The sequence below is a fragment of the Pullulanibacillus camelliae genome (assembly GCF_014642655.1).
In the GTDB taxonomy this organism is placed as follows: Bacteria; Bacillota; Bacilli; order Bacillales; family Sporolactobacillaceae; genus Pullulanibacillus; species Pullulanibacillus camelliae.
In genome coordinates this window covers 103944-120025 of sequence record NZ_BMIR01000006.1, presented here as the reverse complement: position 1 = coordinate 120025, position 16082 = coordinate 103944, and the positions used below count along the sequence as shown (strand labels likewise).

19 protein-coding genes are annotated in these 16082 nt (G+C 41.0%); 3 read left to right on the top strand and 16 right to left on the bottom strand.

What is annotated here, in order from left to right:
* Window positions 1–42: 42 nt before the first annotated feature.
* From IEW82_RS08185 to IEW82_RS08115, 15 genes are all read right to left on the bottom strand, one after another.
* Entirely contained in the window at window positions 43–744 is a 702-nt protein-coding gene (locus tag IEW82_RS08185) for a YphA family membrane protein (protein ID WP_188692084.1), read from the bottom strand.
* Between the two features lie 49 nt (window positions 745–793).
* Window positions 794–1942 carry a 30S ribosomal protein S1 gene (gene rpsA / locus IEW82_RS08180; RefSeq protein ID WP_188692081.1) on the bottom strand — a complete coding sequence of 383 codons (1149 nt, stop codon included), beginning with the start codon at window positions 1940–1942 and terminating at the stop codon, window positions 794–796.
* Window positions 1943–2044: 102 nt separating this feature from the next.
* Entirely contained in the window at window positions 2045–2659 is a 615-nt protein-coding gene (locus IEW82_RS08175) for a lysophospholipid acyltransferase family protein (protein WP_308422141.1), read from the bottom strand.
* On the bottom strand, window positions 2646–3311 hold the full coding sequence (gene cmk, locus IEW82_RS08170; protein ID WP_188692078.1) for a (d)CMP kinase: 666 nt from the start codon (window positions 3309–3311) through the stop codon (window positions 2646–2648). The genes IEW82_RS08175 and cmk overlap by 14 nt, the downstream gene beginning before the upstream one ends.
* A gap of 20 nt (window positions 3312–3331) precedes the next feature.
* Entirely contained in the window at window positions 3332–3565 is a 234-nt protein-coding gene (locus IEW82_RS08165) for a DUF5359 family protein (RefSeq protein WP_188692075.1), read from the bottom strand.
* Entirely contained in the window at window positions 3562–4230 is a 669-nt protein-coding gene (locus IEW82_RS08160; RefSeq protein ID WP_188692072.1) for a flagellar brake protein, read from the bottom strand. The genes IEW82_RS08165 and IEW82_RS08160 overlap by 4 nt, the downstream gene beginning before the upstream one ends.
* 806 nt (window positions 4231–5036) lie before the next feature.
* Window positions 5037–6356, bottom strand: coding sequence for a germination protein YpeB (gene ypeB, locus IEW82_RS08155; protein ID WP_188692069.1), 1320 nt, complete (start codon window positions 6354–6356; stop codon window positions 5037–5039).
* A gap of 15 nt (window positions 6357–6371) precedes the next feature.
* Entirely contained in the window at window positions 6372–7196 is an 825-nt protein-coding gene (gene sleB / locus IEW82_RS08150) for a spore cortex-lytic enzyme (protein WP_188692066.1), read from the bottom strand.
* Between the two features lie 302 nt (window positions 7197–7498).
* Window positions 7499–8188: a glutamic-type intramembrane protease PrsW gene (gene prsW / locus IEW82_RS08145; RefSeq protein ID WP_188692063.1), complete on the bottom strand. Its 690-nt coding sequence runs from the start codon at window positions 8186–8188 to the stop codon at window positions 7499–7501.
* Window positions 8189–8325: 137 nt separating this feature from the next.
* Window positions 8326–9315 (bottom strand): YpdA family putative bacillithiol disulfide reductase, encoded by a 990-nt coding sequence (locus IEW82_RS08140; protein WP_188692060.1) that lies wholly within the window; start codon window positions 9313–9315, stop codon window positions 8326–8328.
* A gap of 117 nt (window positions 9316–9432) precedes the next feature.
* Window positions 9433–10713, bottom strand: coding sequence for a Glu/Leu/Phe/Val family dehydrogenase (locus tag IEW82_RS08135; RefSeq protein WP_188692057.1), 1281 nt, complete (start codon window positions 10711–10713; stop codon window positions 9433–9435).
* Between the two features lie 733 nt (window positions 10714–11446).
* Window positions 11447–12028: a genetic competence negative regulator gene (locus tag IEW82_RS08130; protein WP_188692053.1), complete on the bottom strand. Its 582-nt coding sequence runs from the start codon at window positions 12026–12028 to the stop codon at window positions 11447–11449.
* Window positions 12029–12167: 139 nt separating this feature from the next.
* Window positions 12168–12932 (bottom strand): metallophosphoesterase, encoded by a 765-nt coding sequence (locus tag IEW82_RS08125; protein ID WP_229672453.1) that lies wholly within the window; start codon window positions 12930–12932, stop codon window positions 12168–12170.
* Between the two features lie 21 nt (window positions 12933–12953).
* On the bottom strand, window positions 12954–13331 hold the full coding sequence (locus IEW82_RS08120; protein WP_188692047.1) for a hypothetical protein: 378 nt from the start codon (window positions 13329–13331) through the stop codon (window positions 12954–12956).
* Between the two features lie 51 nt (window positions 13332–13382).
* The gene (locus IEW82_RS08115; protein WP_188692044.1) at window positions 13383–14018 is read right to left on the bottom strand and encodes a CBS domain-containing protein; all 636 of its coding nucleotides are present in this window, start codon (window positions 14016–14018) and stop codon (window positions 13383–13385) included.
* Window positions 14019–14385: 367 nt separating this feature from the next.
* Here IEW82_RS08115 and IEW82_RS08110 point away from each other — a divergent pair, with 367 nt between their 5' ends.
* From IEW82_RS08110 to IEW82_RS08100, 3 genes are read left to right on the top strand one after another with little or no spacing between them, the layout of a single operon-like run.
* The gene (locus IEW82_RS08110; protein WP_229672451.1) at window positions 14386–14601 is read left to right on the top strand and encodes a spore coat associated protein CotJA; all 216 of its coding nucleotides are present in this window, start codon (window positions 14386–14388) and stop codon (window positions 14599–14601) included.
* A gap of 15 nt (window positions 14602–14616) precedes the next feature.
* The gene (locus IEW82_RS08105) at window positions 14617–14883 is read left to right on the top strand and encodes a spore coat protein CotJB (RefSeq protein WP_188692037.1); all 267 of its coding nucleotides are present in this window, start codon (window positions 14617–14619) and stop codon (window positions 14881–14883) included.
* A 30-nt stretch (window positions 14884–14913) separates the two neighbouring features.
* On the top strand, window positions 14914–15483 hold the full coding sequence (locus IEW82_RS08100) for a manganese catalase family protein (RefSeq protein WP_188692034.1): 570 nt from the start codon (window positions 14914–14916) through the stop codon (window positions 15481–15483).
* A 128-nt stretch (window positions 15484–15611) separates the two neighbouring features.
* On the opposite strand, the gene IEW82_RS08095 is transcribed toward IEW82_RS08100, so the two are convergent.
* Window positions 15612–16064, bottom strand: a complete 453-nt coding sequence (locus tag IEW82_RS08095) for a DUF2663 family protein (RefSeq protein ID WP_188692030.1) — start codon at window positions 16062–16064, stop codon at window positions 15612–15614.
* Window positions 16065–16082 lie beyond the last annotated feature (18 nt).

The following is a 16082-nucleotide window of genomic DNA, read 5'->3' as shown; positions in this document are numbered from 1 at the left end:
CTACGCAAAACACTCTTCTAACACAGAATAAAACGCATTTCGTTATTTGGAAATACGTTTCTGTGCCTGCAGTGTATATTGTGCTTTTAAGCGAAATAGAGCGTGCTGTAAGGAGTGATACACGGCGATTAACGCCACTGTCAACGCGAAGTGATCTAGAAACTCCGGTCCACCAATACGGTGTTCCAAAGGCTCCAAAGCAAGTGCATAGAGTAATTCGCCTAAGCACATCCCAATGATAGCAGCGGATACTCTTTGTCTGAACCCCTTTGCAAGAAACTGGCAGATAAAGAAAAGCGGAATGCACAACATCCAAGGAGAAATCAGGAGTAAAATAGCCGGGTCAATTAATAAATACAGATTTTCAAGAAAATAGGCCATGCCAATAATCATAAAACACATCATCTGATAGAGTAACACCATCACGGTAAGTCTTTTTAAAAAAAAGAAAGCTAGAAGCAGCACATATAAAAAAGCAATGTTGATTTGCTCATGAAAGATAGTGATATGCTGTTGTGACAAGCTGATGACCATTAGTAGATTGATCGCTAAAAACGTTCGCTCGCGTCCCTTTTTCATTAAGAAAAATACCGTGACCCACCCACACCAGCTCAACCAATAAAATAGAATTCCATCCAACCGTCTCACCTCTGTAACAGTATGGAAAGAATTCTTAAAAAATAAACACCCTAGGATCGCTTTCTTCGTCTTAGAAGAATGAAAGAGGGCACCCTCTAAAGTCATTGAGGGCACCCTCTTTATTAGATTGCATGTCGGATTTTAAATTATCAACTTATTGTCTGTAATTCTTCAATTGGTCGCCGATGACATCGCCAAGTGAAAAACCTGTTGATTCTTCTTGTTCAATAGGTCCACTTTCCTTGGTGGGCTGTTCAGGCTGCTCCTCTAAAGCGCGAATGCTCAGGGATACCCGTTTTTGCTCAAGGTTGACATCAAGTACCTTGACCTTCACTTGATCCCCTTCAGCCAACACTTCATTTGGTGTCCCAATATGCTGATGAGAAATTTCAGAAATGTGAACAAGACCTTCTACACCTGGAAACAGCTCTACAAATGCACCAAAGGGAACCAGTCGTTTAACAGTCCCTTCCAACACGTCATTCACTTTAAGCTTTTCAGTGGCTTCTTCCCAAGGTCCTGGCTGTGTATCTTTAATTGACAGTGAGATGCGTTCATTGTCTCGATCGATAGAAAGAATACGGACTTTAACCTTATCCCCTTCATTGACCACATCGGACGGGGTTTCCACACGATAATGGGCCAATTGTGAAATATGGACAAGACCATCCACACCACCTATATCAACAAACGCACCAAAATCCGTTAAACGTTGAACGGTTCCCTCGACAACATCCCCTGCTGACAAGTGATTCAAGGTCTGTTGTTTTAATTCATCCGCTTGTTCATCAAGCACCGCGCGATGTGACAGAATCACTTTACGTTTGCTACGATCGAGCTCAACAATTTTGACCTCTAGTTCTTTTCCCTTATAATCATCGAAGCTTTCAACAAAATGCCGTTCGACTAAAGAAGCAGGCATAAATCCACGCACACCGAGATCGATGACAAGTCCACCTTTGACGACATCTGCAATCTCGACGGTAAATGTCTCCTTGTTATTAAATTTTCTTTCGAGATCGTCCCAGGCTTGATCGGCATCGACTTCTTTTTTTGATAAGACGAGTTCTTCTTCATTGATTTTAGTAACCTTCAGCGTTAACTCATCACCAACGGAGATGGCATCACTTACTTTTTCAATATGTAAACTGGACAATTCGCTGATAGGTAATATCCCATCGATTTTATAGTTTACATCAACAAGCGCATGCTTTTCTTCAACTTTTGTAACTGTGCCAGTCACCACATCTCCGACTTCTATTGGATCAAAAGTTGTCATTTCATTATTCATTTCATCAACCATAGACAGTGACCTCCTTAAAAATTAACAAAAAAGACAGGATAAATAAAAAACCTTTATTTTAACTTCTTACAAACGCGACCTTTTGTCAAGTAGAACCCCTTATCATGCCCTCATATGGGAAGTTTTCTTACTCTCTTGATCAATTAATTGCTGGATGTGTCCCATGACAACCTCTGTCATTTCTACTGCCTTTAAACGTTGCTCGCGCTCTCGAGACAGATCCACCGGCTTGCCAAAAACGACTTTTGTTTTCCGAAAAAGCCTATACCTTCCAATGACGGCAACCGGAACGATAACAGCCTCAGACTTCAAGGCCAGAAAGCCTACCCCTGGCTGACCTTTGCCTAATTTTCCATTCTTCATGCGGTGCCCTTCTGGAAACATCATTAAAGTTCCGCCTTCATTAATGATGCGAATCGCTAGCTTCAAGGCTTGACGATCCCCTGCACCTCTATTTATTGGGAAAGCGTTTAAAGCTGTAATCAGTTGCTTTAAACCAGGGACCTTAAATAGCTCCGCCTTCGCCATAAAGCTCAGCTTACGAGGACAAGCCGCACCAACAGCCGGCGGATCAAAATTACTGACATGATTACTGCAAAGTAAAACACCTTTATCAGGATCAATGCTTGCAACATTCTCTATCCCGATATACTCCAACCGAAAACATAGTTTAAAAAACAGTTTTACCGGTCCTTTCGCTACATCATAAAGACTCACTTTGATAAGCCCTCTCCTTAATAATCTTCATGATCGCTTCTACAACGCCTTCAATTGAAAGATTTGTAGTATCGATTTCTACAGCATCCGCAGCTTTGCCAAGCTGTCGGCTATCTCTCTCATCGCGTAATGCAATCTCTTTTTTTAATGCTTCCAAAGGGGTTTCAATTCCCTTTTTTATTTGCTCTTTATAGCGACGGGCCGCTCTTTCATCAACAGATGCTCTTAAAAAGATTTTAACATGTGCTTTAGGGAGCACCTTAGTGCCTATATCTCGGCCATCCATCACGACGCTTTTTTGAGATGCCATCTCTTGCTGGCGAGCGACCATTTCCTCACGCACTTTAGGATGCTTAGAGACAAAAGAGACATGATTCGTCACTTCTGGCAAGCGAATCGCCTCAGTAATATCTTGACCTTCTAACAGCACTGCTTGCCCATCGCCATCAGGAACTAATTCGATGTGGGTATGTTGCAGCATATTGGCTAAAGCTGCACCATCTTCAACATCCACATGTTCTTTCAGTGCTTTATAAGTGGCCGCACGATACATGGCTCCAGTATCTATGTAAATGTAATTCATCCTATCTGCGATCATTTTCGCAACAGTACTCTTTCCGGCCGCTGCCGGTCCATCAATAGCAATCTGCAACGTGAAAAATCCTCCTCTAGCTATTCCTCCTGTTTGTCCTTCTCATCATACCACATGTATGGCGTTTGTTGAATGGTGTCCGTTGCCTTTGATTGCTTGGTTTTATAGACTCCCTCGTAGCGCACCGCCTTGTTCAAATAGGGGGAGACGGTTAGGTGACTCATCATCACCTGTGCAATAATTAAGGCGAGCAATTGAACGAAGACGAGCCGTAAAATCCACTTTTCAACGGATTTCGCTGTTGTTTCCTTCATTGCGTTATCCCTTCTTTTTTTAATAATTTTCTTAAATAAAGATCTCTTTGCAAGGTAAAGCGAACAATATGCTGGCGATCACCATCTTTAATGTTATAAAACTTAAAGATCGCACGTGAATAGTGCCCAACCTCGTATTGACGTACAAAAAGACCCTTTACCTTAACATAAACGTATTGATTCCCTGATAGGGGCAGGACAATCCACAATCCCACTTCCTGATTTGTAGTGAAACTATAGCCTTTAGGAAGGTGAACCGAAACACCACCTCCGCTAATGTCGATCGTAACGGTTGTAAACCTTCTAAATTCATTATGTAATGGAGAAATGGCAGCATCTAAAGCCGCTTGCACACGCAGATGCTTTCGATTTTGAATCGTTCTGAGATGCTCATTACCTGGAAAAGAGACCACAAGCAGTGGGATGTTCCTTTCATAAAATCGCTGTCTCAATTCAGTCTCAAAGTGATACACCTTTTCTTCCATAATGAAATGCGCTTGGAAAAGGGTGCCTAAATCAAAATAGCCAAATTGTTTGGACTCAACATGAATGGGCAATTCGATCGTAAGCTCTCGTTCGCCAATAGAAGCAATTTTCGTTTTATATTTTTCAAGTTTCCCCTCAGTCATTTGCTCTAAATATAAGGTTGTCCCGATTTTCAACAATTCATCCATCTCCCCTGTGATTTAACAGATTTTATTGGCATTTTTGTATAACAAAGAGACATTGCTTTTTACGGTTCATTTGGTACCCTGATGTTTTTATATAACGTTCATCCATTAAGAGTGTCCTAGTAAAAGCATTTTCTTTAAAACCATTTGATAATGATATAAAAGTATATTCGAAAAATTCCATATATAAAAATCACAAGACACGCTTGATCTCTTTCTATTATCCCACGCATTAATCATTGTTAGCAACTTGCAATAAAGAAAACTTGGCTTTTATCACTTTGCTCGGCACTTCTGATGGGATTCTACTCATATACTAAAGGAGGAGCTTTGGTGACAGCAAAAGACACGAGGCTCCTTCGGAAAGTGGAAGATTGTAAGCCCTCGCAGGCAAAGATTAACACTATTAGCTCTATACTTAAATAAAAAAACCAGGGGAAAAGCATGCCTAATCCTTTTCTAAGTATAAATGGAAGAAGCTTCATTCAAGATCAAGCGGATGGGAGCGCAAAGCGCGAGATTCGGAACACTCTAAAATCGTGTGTTCCACGGGCGCCGCTGACTCATGATGCAGAGACTAGAGTCCTGCGGGAATTGGGAGATCGGTAAGACCTCAGTTCAGCAGCGCGCAGCGCGAGGAGGCTTACCACTCCCCCGCGGAAAGCGAGCAGCCTGGAGCGGAATCACACACCGTCCTCATGACCAAAAATTTTAAAAAAGAGTGGTGCCCACCCTTTATTGGCGAGTACCACTCTTTTCAATGACCGGGTTTGGTCCCAGCCCCTAAGCTAAAAGCAATTTTACGCTGTCAGTAATTCCACTTTTTCTTGTTGGCCTGTGTTCGCATTGATGAAAATGCGGTAGGTATCTTGATTTCTTGTTCCTAAGAATGAGTAGCATAACACATTTTTTCCTAATTCATTTTCATAAACCGCAAGTTCGGTTTCCTGAATACTAAGATCTTTACTTAATCCTTGCTTGGCTTGTTCAGCCGTTAAACTAGGGGTATAGTGTTTTAATGCAATGTTTTTGTGAATTAAATATTCACTATCATCAAAACCAAGGACTTCACCATTATCTAACGCTACCTTCATGCGAATCGTCGAAGGATATAAGCGAATCTTCCCTGATGTTTGTGCAAAGGTCATTACGCCTTCATGATTATATTGATCTGTTTTCACCACTTCTAAGTGATCGAAGCCGTGCTTTTTCAAAAATTGAGAGGCCTTGCTCACTGCTTTATTGAGACTTATCTTTGTCATATTAATTTTCCTATGCTTGATAATGGAAACAATGTGGCCACCTTTTTTACTCACTGAAGCAACGACAACATTATTGGTCTTTGGTTCAGTGATCGTTACTGTATAAGCTGAGTACCCAGCGCCTTTTCCCAATTGCTGAACGTCAAATGACCCCTTCTTGATATTCAAAAAGTTTTTTACTGCTTGAACAGCTTGCTTCTTAGATATTGTTGGACCTGACAAATGGTTTAGCTGATCCAATTCATCAAGATTAGAACGCGTTACAGCTGGCCCCCATTCATTTTGAAAACCTTCCACTTTCTTATTGACGGTTTTAAGTCCATCAATGACCTGATTATCATTCGGTTGTTTATTAGAAGCTAAGGCGACCTCTACATCCATCCATTTCAAATGATTGTCCATAATGACCTTTTGAACCTGCCTTAAATCGCCTTCTACTTTCCCAGATTGCTTATAAAGGCTGCTCAATTGCTGGTACTGTTCGTCAGTCAATTGGCCATTATCATTTTTTATAGCCGCTTGAAAACTAAACTTACCAAGATTAGATAGAAAATCATTCGTATTATTAAAAGGCAGCAAAGTGACTGGCAGCTGACCGATTTCGCCGCGCGCCAGTGAGGCTAAACGCCAAACCTCTGTTAATTCAGGCGCTGCTAGCTTCGTTGAACGCGTGCCAAGCGTAGTGCCAAGATGGTCATGAATGGTATCAACATAATAGGTTAAATTGTGATAAGCCTGTTGATAATTATTCTCTGCATTGGTTGAGATAACATTTTTATCTTTATGTTCAAGATAGCCCCAATAACCAATGCCAACAATGCCGACAACTAGAATACCGATAATAATATTTTTGACCATGCGCTCACCTCCAAACTATTTACAAAAAATATGCTTACCAATTTTCAAAATTTGTGGGCGTCCCCATATCCAGCTCGATGTTGCTGTCGCTGGATTAAAATAATAAAGCGCGCCATGAGAGGGGTCCCAGCCATTAATGGCATCCATCACAGCCTGCTCAGCAGTTTTATTTGGCGTCAGCCAAATTTGCCCATCGGCCACGGCAGTAAACGCGCCAGGTTGAAAAATGACACCTGATACATTATCTGGAAATAACGAGCTATCAATGCGATTGAGAATAACAGCCGCAACGGCCACTTGGCCGGTGTAGGGTTCACCACGACTTTCCCCATATACCGCATTCGCTAGTAGCTTAATATCATTAGCGCTATACCCTTCAGGCAAATGGTCTGGGGCTTGTTGTTTACCCACCGTGCTTTTGGCGCTGCTTCCAGATTTAGCTGATCCGGACTGTTGACTCAGCGGGACACCTCCATAATATGTAAAGCTCTTCCCTTGCTGTATATTCTGTTTCACATAGGATTCATTATACTGAGAAGCCGAAGCAAGCTTTAGCTTTGTCCCCCAACCGGCCAGACCATCAACTTTTAGTCCATACGCTTGTTGAAAGTTGCGGAGCGCCCAGTAAGTCCCCCAGCCAAAAACTCCGTCAATTTTTCCCTTATAGTAGCCAATATATTGAAGACGTGCTTGCAATTCTATAACGTCATCCCCTGTCGCCCCGCGCTGTATCACTTGTGATGTAAAGGCATTAGCGGATTGAGGCGGCGCGATGATTATTGTAAGAGCAAAACTTAGGCTTACCATTAAAGATACATATAAATGACGCTTCCTCTTCATTTATCCATCCTCCTTGTAGTTCCACATTCTATGAGCATATCTTTTGTTAAGTCTGTGATTTTATGCAAAACAAGGAAGCATCAAAGGAAAAAGGTGTTAGAAAACTTAGCTTATACTTTACCGATTTGCTAAACCTAGCCAGATGTTCATGCTTTCATACACACTAAAAGGCTCCGTTTTGGCACTCCTAATATGATTTTTCCAAATCACATTCCAAGGTTGCCTCAGATGGCGAAAGCCAAAGCCCAAACTTATAAAAGCTTCCGCAAGGCTATAAATTTTGACGTAAAAAAAAGACCATCCTAAAGATGATCTGCAATCTTATTCTTAGCCTGATATTTTTGGAGCCAAGCCTCTTGATATTTATAGGTTTGTTTGACCTTCCTTAAAGCATACCACCATAAGAAGGCCATGAAAGGAACAACACCGTAAAGCCAGCGACTGCCACTATCCATTAAAAGATCATACGTTCCGTGCAAAACGATGGCTAAAATTAGCCCTGTCAATAGCCATTTCACCTTTTTATTAGAAAACTTTGCCTTACCAATGTAGTAACCCATGATAATTCCAAATAGCCCATGACTGGCAACGGGAAGCAACGCACGCCACAGTGCTACATCAATCCCATAAGCATAAAGATAAAAAAGATTTTCAGCTGTCGCAAAGCCTAAGGAAACCGCCGCAGTATACACAATCCCATCATAACGCTCAGAAAAAGCAACGTGGTGATAAGCTGTATAGATCACGATAAACCATTTTAAGAATTCTTCTAAAAGCCCACTTAAAAGATAGGCTTGAGCAAGATTGCCTTGTAAAAGATGTTCACTATTAAATGCATATTGAATCACCATGACAGGAAACACCATCAATGCACCAATGATAAATGTTTTGATTACAACGCCAATCGGTTCCGTTTCATATTTATCTTTAAGGTAAATATAGGACAAAAAAGCTATGCCGGGGGCAATTCCAGCAGATATAATCGCCAGCAAAGTCGCTCCTCATTTCTTTTTTAGCTTAAAGTTTTTTATACTAACCATTATTTTTGTAAACACATGCACAGTTCTATCGTACCATGGATAAACAGGTTAGAAAACAATTCAATTAAAAAACTTTGCTGACGTCTATTCTACCGCTTTTCTCTTTTTAAAAGAGCCTGTGTAATGGCATCGCCATGGAAACGACCATTTTCAATAAAAATTTCATTGGCATTATTCCCTGCAGCGATCACACCAGCAACAAAGATGCCTTCAACATTTGTTTCCATCGTTTCAGCTGTAAAAAGCGGACGCCCAGTTTCCGGGTCAACCCCCACCCCCATAGAGCGTAGCAATGAATGATCAGGATGATAACCAGTCATTGCAAAAACAAAGTCATTTTTTATCCTATGTGTTTCTCCATTATGGGAATAAACCACATGATGAGGCTCTATTTCCACCATTTGCCCCTCAAAGATCATGTTGACATAGCCATGATTAACGAGAGACTGGAATTCTGGCAAAATCCAAGGCTTAACACTCGAAGAATAATCAGAGCCACGATAGATGGCCGTCACTCGCGCACCTGCATGATGGAGCTCCATGGCAGCGTCCACCGCAGAATTTTTCCCACCGATGACGAGAACATCACAATCGAAAAAGGGGTGGGCTTCTTTAAAGTAATGAAACACCTTTGGCAAGTCTTCTCCTTTTATACCCATATAATTAGGGTGATCATAATAGCCCGTCGCTACCACGACATACTTAGCCTGATAAAGTCTCTCTTCTTCATCATTATAAACCGTGCGGATGTCAAAGCCTTCTTCTGTTTTCGCTACAGTCTTCACTTCCTCAAATGCATGGATACGAAGCTGTTTTCTCCTTACAACATCTCGATAATAAGCTAAGGCTTGATTTCTTTTTGGCTTACGATCCTCGATGACAAATGGCATATCCCCAATCTCTAGCTTGTTACTTGTACTGAAAAATTGTTGATGAGTGGGGTAATTGTAAAGGGCTTGGACCACATTTCCTTTTTCTATAACAAGCGGACGAAACCCAGCTTCCTGCAATCGGATTGCAGCTGAAAGTCCACACGGGCCAGCACCTATAATAACGATTTCCTCGACAGTTTTTTCCAAGTTGCTCCACTCCTATTATTTACACGATTTAATATATAGAAAAAAACTTCTCCAAAAAAAATCATAGGAGAAGTTCGTTGCATTTGCAACTCATTGGATTGCTCGCTTCCTACAGTCTTAAATCCAACCACGGAACCGTGAAGCTTCAGCCATCTTACGGACACCCACCATATAAGCGGCTAAACGCATATCCACCTTGCGATTTTGCGATGTATTATAGACATTATTGAAAGAATTCACCAAGACTTCCTCAAGACGATCTTCAACTTCTTTTTCCGTCCAATAAAACCCTTGGTTGTTCTGAACCCATTCGAAATATGAGACCGTTACGCCGCCAGAGCTCGCCAAAACATCTGGAACCAACAAAATGCCTCTTTCCGTTAAAATCTTTGTTGCGCGCAAGGTTGTTGGACCATTAGCCGCCTCAACGACAATGCTTGCTTTGATATTATGAGCATTGGATTCAGTAATTTGATTTTCAATAGCTGCTGGAACGAGAATATCACAATCAAGCTCAAGCAACTCTTTATTTGTTATCGTATTTTTGAAAAGCTTTGTCACCGTTCCAAAACTGTCACGGCGATCGAGAAGATAATCAATATCAAGCCCTTCTGGGTCATGGAGTGCCCCATAAGCATCGGAAATACCAATGATTTTCGCGCCTGCATCATGCATGAATTTCGCTAAAAAGCTACCAGCATTTCCAAAGCCTTGTACGACGACACGAGCGCCTTCAAGAGGAATTCCTTTTTTCTTAGCAGCCTCACGAATGCAGATGGTTACGCCTTTGGCAGTCGCTGATTCACGACCATGCGATCCCCCGAGTACCAGCGGTTTCCCAGTAATAAATCCAGGAGAATCAAATTCACGAATTCGACTATATTCATCCATCATCCACGCCATAATCTGTGAATTAGTAAAAACATCAGGTGCAGGAATATCCTTTGTAGGACCAACAATTTGGCTGATAGCTCGTACATATCCGCGACTCAATCTTTCCAGTTCGCGGAAGGACATATTGCGTGGATCACAAACAATACCGCCTTTTCCACCACCATATGGCAAGTCAACAATACCAGCCTTCAAGCTCATCCAGATTGATAACGCTTTCACCTCTGTATCAGTAACCTCGGGATGAAAACGCACCCCACCTTTAGTCGGGCCGACAGAATCGTTATGCTGAGCACGATAACCTGTAAAAATCTTGGTTGAGCCATCATCCATACGAATCGGGATGCGCACAGTCATCATCCTCATCGGTTCCTTCAATAACTCGTAGACGTCATTCGGATACCCCAGCTTATCAAGCGCTTCTTTAATCACTGTTTGAGTGGACTCAAGTACGTCTAGTTTTTCAGCTTCTACATTTTGATTTCCACTTTCATTGTGGGCTTCCATGATATACCTCCCATAACATTCACATCAAACCATACAGTCTTTTACATGTTATGATTATTTTATTAATAAATAGTTCCAAAGACAAGTGTTTTTAATCCCTAATTAACTATAGAGAATTCCCCGCTATTTTTCAATGATTTCAGCAATATTTTTCATAAAGAAAACTCAGGCTTATCGCTAAACCTTAGGTGGAGAAAGTCAAAGCCCGAACTTATAAGGTCTTCTGCAAAGTTATAAATTTCGACGTCATTAGAAAAACCGGGCGAAAAGCATGCCCGGTCCTTGTCCTTAGTATAGGGCATCATCCAATATGAAAGAAGCTTCGTTGCCTGGTCAAGCGGATGGCGAGGAGGCTTACCACTCCCCCGCGAAAAAGCGAGCGGCCTGGAGTGGAATCGCGCACCGTCCTCATGACCAGAAATTTTATACTTTCTGATCTTTTTTAGAAAACTTAGCTTATACCACTTCGCTGGTACTCCTGATGTGATTTGTGCAAATCACACACTTAGGGTGCCCGCAAGCCTTAGAAGGTGAAAGCCAAAGTGACACTTATACTCTCTTCCTTTGAGAGCGTCAGCGAAGTTATACATTCTGATAGTATAAAAAAGCTTTAGCAGCTTCTTTTTTTATTGTATCCATGCCCCCCAACAAAGTGCACATATTTCCTTATGAAAATAATATAAATAATAAAGAAGAACCTCACCCAATATAATAAAGTGAGGTCATCATGTATTTAAAAAAATCGATTGATCTCTTCAATGGCATTCGTTTCAACAATCACTTTGCCGTATTCTAGCAAACGGTATTGAGTGACCGTTGATGAGGAACCAAATTCAGCCAAGATTGCAATAAAAGCATCGAGTTCCATATCGATTTGATTTTCATCAAAAAACAAGTAATACGCATGATCGAAGTGCACCAAAGTCCCTTCATGAACCCCTTGACTTCCCAACTGTTTAGACAAGGCAATAATATCCTCGAAATCATCGAACTTATAAATGATCTCATTGGTCTCATCCAATGTCACTTGCATCTCGATAAAATCGTCCTCATCCTCATCAATGAGGTCTGCATCCAACCGCTTTGATACGATAACAACCATACCTTGAGCTGGTAAGGAAAAGACTTCAACCTCAATCGGTCCGTCTGCTTGAAAACCGAGCTCATCATCTGCCTCCATGATCATATCACGAAATAAATTTTGCACTTTCGGCAGGTTGGTCCACATCTCATCTTTCGTAATCCCGCGTTCTTTAAGATCATCAAAGGTTAAAAAAATCTTTATTTTATCACTGTTCAAGCGTTCCAACCGCATATAAAGTCCTCCTTACCACGACAGAATCTTTTTATACTATATGCTGCTTTGATAATTTCTGTTCATTAGTGTTACTTGTTCGTAGTATACAATTGCCACAGCTAAAGGACAAGCTTTTTAATCTAAAAATAAAAATCTTTTACGTTTCCTCTCTTCGATAAAGAGTCAGATACAGCGTATCGGGTTTTGCTCCAAGTCGTAGCGGGTAAGAGGTTGTTCCATAACCATTACTGATGATGAGGGTGCCAAACGCTCTTTCTTTAACGCCACCTTTTTCCCTTGGACCCCAGCCCAAGAGTCGAATTTGTCCGCCATGTGTATGCCCGCTAATCAGCAAAGGAATCTGATCGCGCTTCCGAAGCTTTCGCTGTACATTGGGATTGTGGCTCAATAAAATGCGAACACCAGGCAGCGTCTTTTCCAATGCCGCTTCAAGACAATCTAAGTCATTGGTGGAATCCCCCAAACCGACGAGATTTAAAAATTCACCTTGCCGCTTTACAACATAAGTATCATTTTCTAATAGTATAACCTGATGCTGTTTGAATATAGCGAGCAACGACTCCCGTTCGACAAAAATATCGTGATTCCCCCAAATAAAAAGGAGTGGAGCACCGAGTGTTGAGAGCTTCTGTACATTGCGTGCCACTCTTGAAAAAGGAACACCGGCCTCTGTCAGATCACCACCAATAACAACAATATCTGGAGTGTCTATAGAGTTTAACATATTTTGTGAGATCACACGGCGATGAATGTCTGAAATAAAATAAATGGAGTAGCCCTCAAAAGCTTCTGATAACCCATTTACCTCAATATCTAATGACACCACTCGACTTTGATGCGCTTCAATGAACATATAAAGAATCAAAGCCATGGCCAAGCAAACGATGACAGTGCAAACCATGAATAGCAAATGCGGCACCCCTTATTGAGTTTCTGACAACCCCTTTTGTATTTTATCATAGGATAATCCAAAATGTATGGAGGTTAGAACAGCAATCGCCAATGTCATCCAGAGCGATTGAATAAAAAGAAACCCCCACCCTAAAAGTAATGCCACAAGATTCATGATGAGCGAAGCCCGTCTTTCATGCTTAGGTTTGCGAAGGTGTAGAATTAAGCCTTTTCGCATGACAAAAGAAAGAATGATGAAGCTTGCGACTAAAAAAACAGCGCCGCTCAAAAAGGAGCCAGGCTCAAGAATCAACTCACCTAAAGATGATAAATCATCAATACCCGCAAACAGTGTTATAACTTCATACCCACACAAGATACCGATAATATACCATGTCAGTAGCCTCAAAAAAAACCCCTCCCATACACCTAATGTATGACAGGGATTTTAAAGTGACACCTATTCTGTCATCTGAATATCTAGGACTTTAAAGCCGTTGCGCTCAAGCTTCTTTACATATTTATCGGTATCATTATCATAGGCAACCTTCATGACAATTCGGCGCACAAGCTTATCTGAATCATCAAATGTCATCAAGGATATGATGTTCTGATGAAATTGCTTCGTGATTTCCGAGAGTCTTAATATTCGCCCTTCGGTTTCAACGGATGTGAAAACGATCCTTAATCCCTTTTTATTCATGCCAAACGCACTTTGAAATTGCTCAAGTACCTCAAAACGCGTTACAATGCCTAAAAATTGTTGCTGTTCATCAGTAACGGCAACAAGAGGCACAGCTTTTGTTTTAATGACTGTTTCTTCAAATACCGTTTGTTCACTCACTATATTATCTTGAGCGATAGCAATGCTACCTACTGTGGTTGTTTCCATAAAAGCTTCCTTGGCTTTATCAGAAAGAAACGCTGCCTCGAATATTACATTTTTGGTAATCAAACCAATATATTTATCATTTTTAATCACTGGCATGCCATCAATTTCATGCCTAGTCAACAATTCCAAAGCCTCCTTTACAGGCGCTTGGTCTTGAACATACACAGTTTTGTGCTTAGGAATCATGACGCTTTTAACAAACATGCTCTAGTCCCCCTTTTTCCTTTTTTATTGATTCTACATTTTTCGCGATTATTCCTTCAATTAAAAAAATTAGGTATCAGTTAAAACCTGCCCTATGCTCTCTTCTTTAAATAATGTCGCAAATAATCTACTATTTTCTATGAGTATCAAACAGATTTTACCTGCCATGATGATCATACCATATCTTCCCCTGTTTGAATGTAAGAAACATCACGAACTAAAAGGACGCTTCCCTAAAGCAGATTGTTCCTTTTTTAATCAGCATGTGACAAGCTACGCGTACATATAACCAATAATGGGTTAAGGAAAAGAGGTGAAATGGTTGGAAAATTTCATGATCAACAATACAATGAATAATGCTAATGTGATGCAGCAGTCCACGCGAAAAAGCTATGAGCCCTTTGTTGGGCGCTATGACCCTTGCAAACCCATAACTGTTAAATATTACGAAACCCCACCACAGCTCTACTTAGGATTTCAGCCACCAGGACTTGAACAATTCCCACCCCCAGAAGCCTTAAAGCGCGGCACGCTTTGGCCGGCTCTATATGCTCCATATTCCAATCCTTATGAAACACCCTGAGAGGAGGGAGGTTAAGTGGCGAATAAAACCCTGCCAGATGACTATTATCAGCTGTTAGAAGAGATTCAAATCTTGGACTTTACTCTCGTAGAATTAAACCTCTATCTGGATACTCACCCGGACGATCTTGAGGCCATCAAACAGTTCAATACTTATACTAGAAAAGCCAAAGAATTGAGGCAGCAATTTGAAGAGCGCTTCGGACCGTTAATGCATTTTGGTCACAGCTATAGCACCCATCCATGGGCATGGAACGAACCACCGTGGCCATGGCAGGTCTAAGCGTCCATCATTTAAAAAGGGGGGAGCGGTTTGTGGATTTATGAGAAGAAACTGCAATATCCTGTCAGAGTAAGCACCTGTAACCCTATGCTCGCAAGATTTTTAATTGAGCAATACGGAGGCGCAGACGGGGAATTATCAGCTGCACTACGCTATCTCAACCAACGGTATTCCATACCAGATAAAGTCATTGGATTGCTAACTGATATTGGTACGGAAGAATTCGCGCATCTGGAAATGATTGCCACGATGGTGTATAAATTGACAAAGGATGCGACACCAGAACAAATGAAAGAGGCCGGGTTGGGCGACCATTATGCCAACCATGATAACGCCTTATTCTACCATGATGCGGCAGGAAATCCTTGGACAGCATCCTATATTCAAGCGAAAGGAGATCCAATAGCCGATCTTTATGAAGATATTGCAGCGGAGGAAAAAGCACGGGCAACCTATCAATGGATTATTAACATGTCAGACGATCCCTTCCTTAATGAAGGATTAAGCTTCTTAAGGGAAAGAGAAATCGTCCATTCTCAACGCTTTAGAGAAGCAGTAGAGCTGATTAAAGATGCCAACTCACAGAAAAAAATCTTTTAGATGCCTGAAACAGGCATCTTTTTCAGTATAATCCCCCAAAAAAACTGGAAATGAATATTTCAAACACCAATGGTAACGTTTTGATGAAAGGGTCCATTAATTGAATAAGAAGGCTTGATATGGGCCAATTATTTGTAAAAAAGATTGATATCATAGATCTCTTTCAGTTGTTCGTAGACCTCTCCTTGTATATCACGTTCAATATGATGCTTCCATAAGTCATTAGCTCGATCAATCAATTGAAGTCTTAATTTTTCATAATCCTTGTCCTTCTCATTATATTGACGACTGAGAAATCTCCAAATCACAAACAGGATGAGATCAGGAAAGAGAAAATGTTTTATCGCTGTATTTTGCAGCAGCATTTGAAGAGATAGAGCATCTTCCGTTTGATAAATAGGCTCATTAAATAAATAATAGAGCAAAAGCCCCATGACCATTAATAAAGCAATCGAAACAATATATAATGCCAATTTATAGCGATCCTTCATTTGCTTTCGCTCAATTAATTTAGCCATTAATTTGAAGGCAATGTTCGACAATCTTTCCTCTTCATATAATTTCAGTAGCTTAGCATCCACTAGCATCACCCCTTCTTA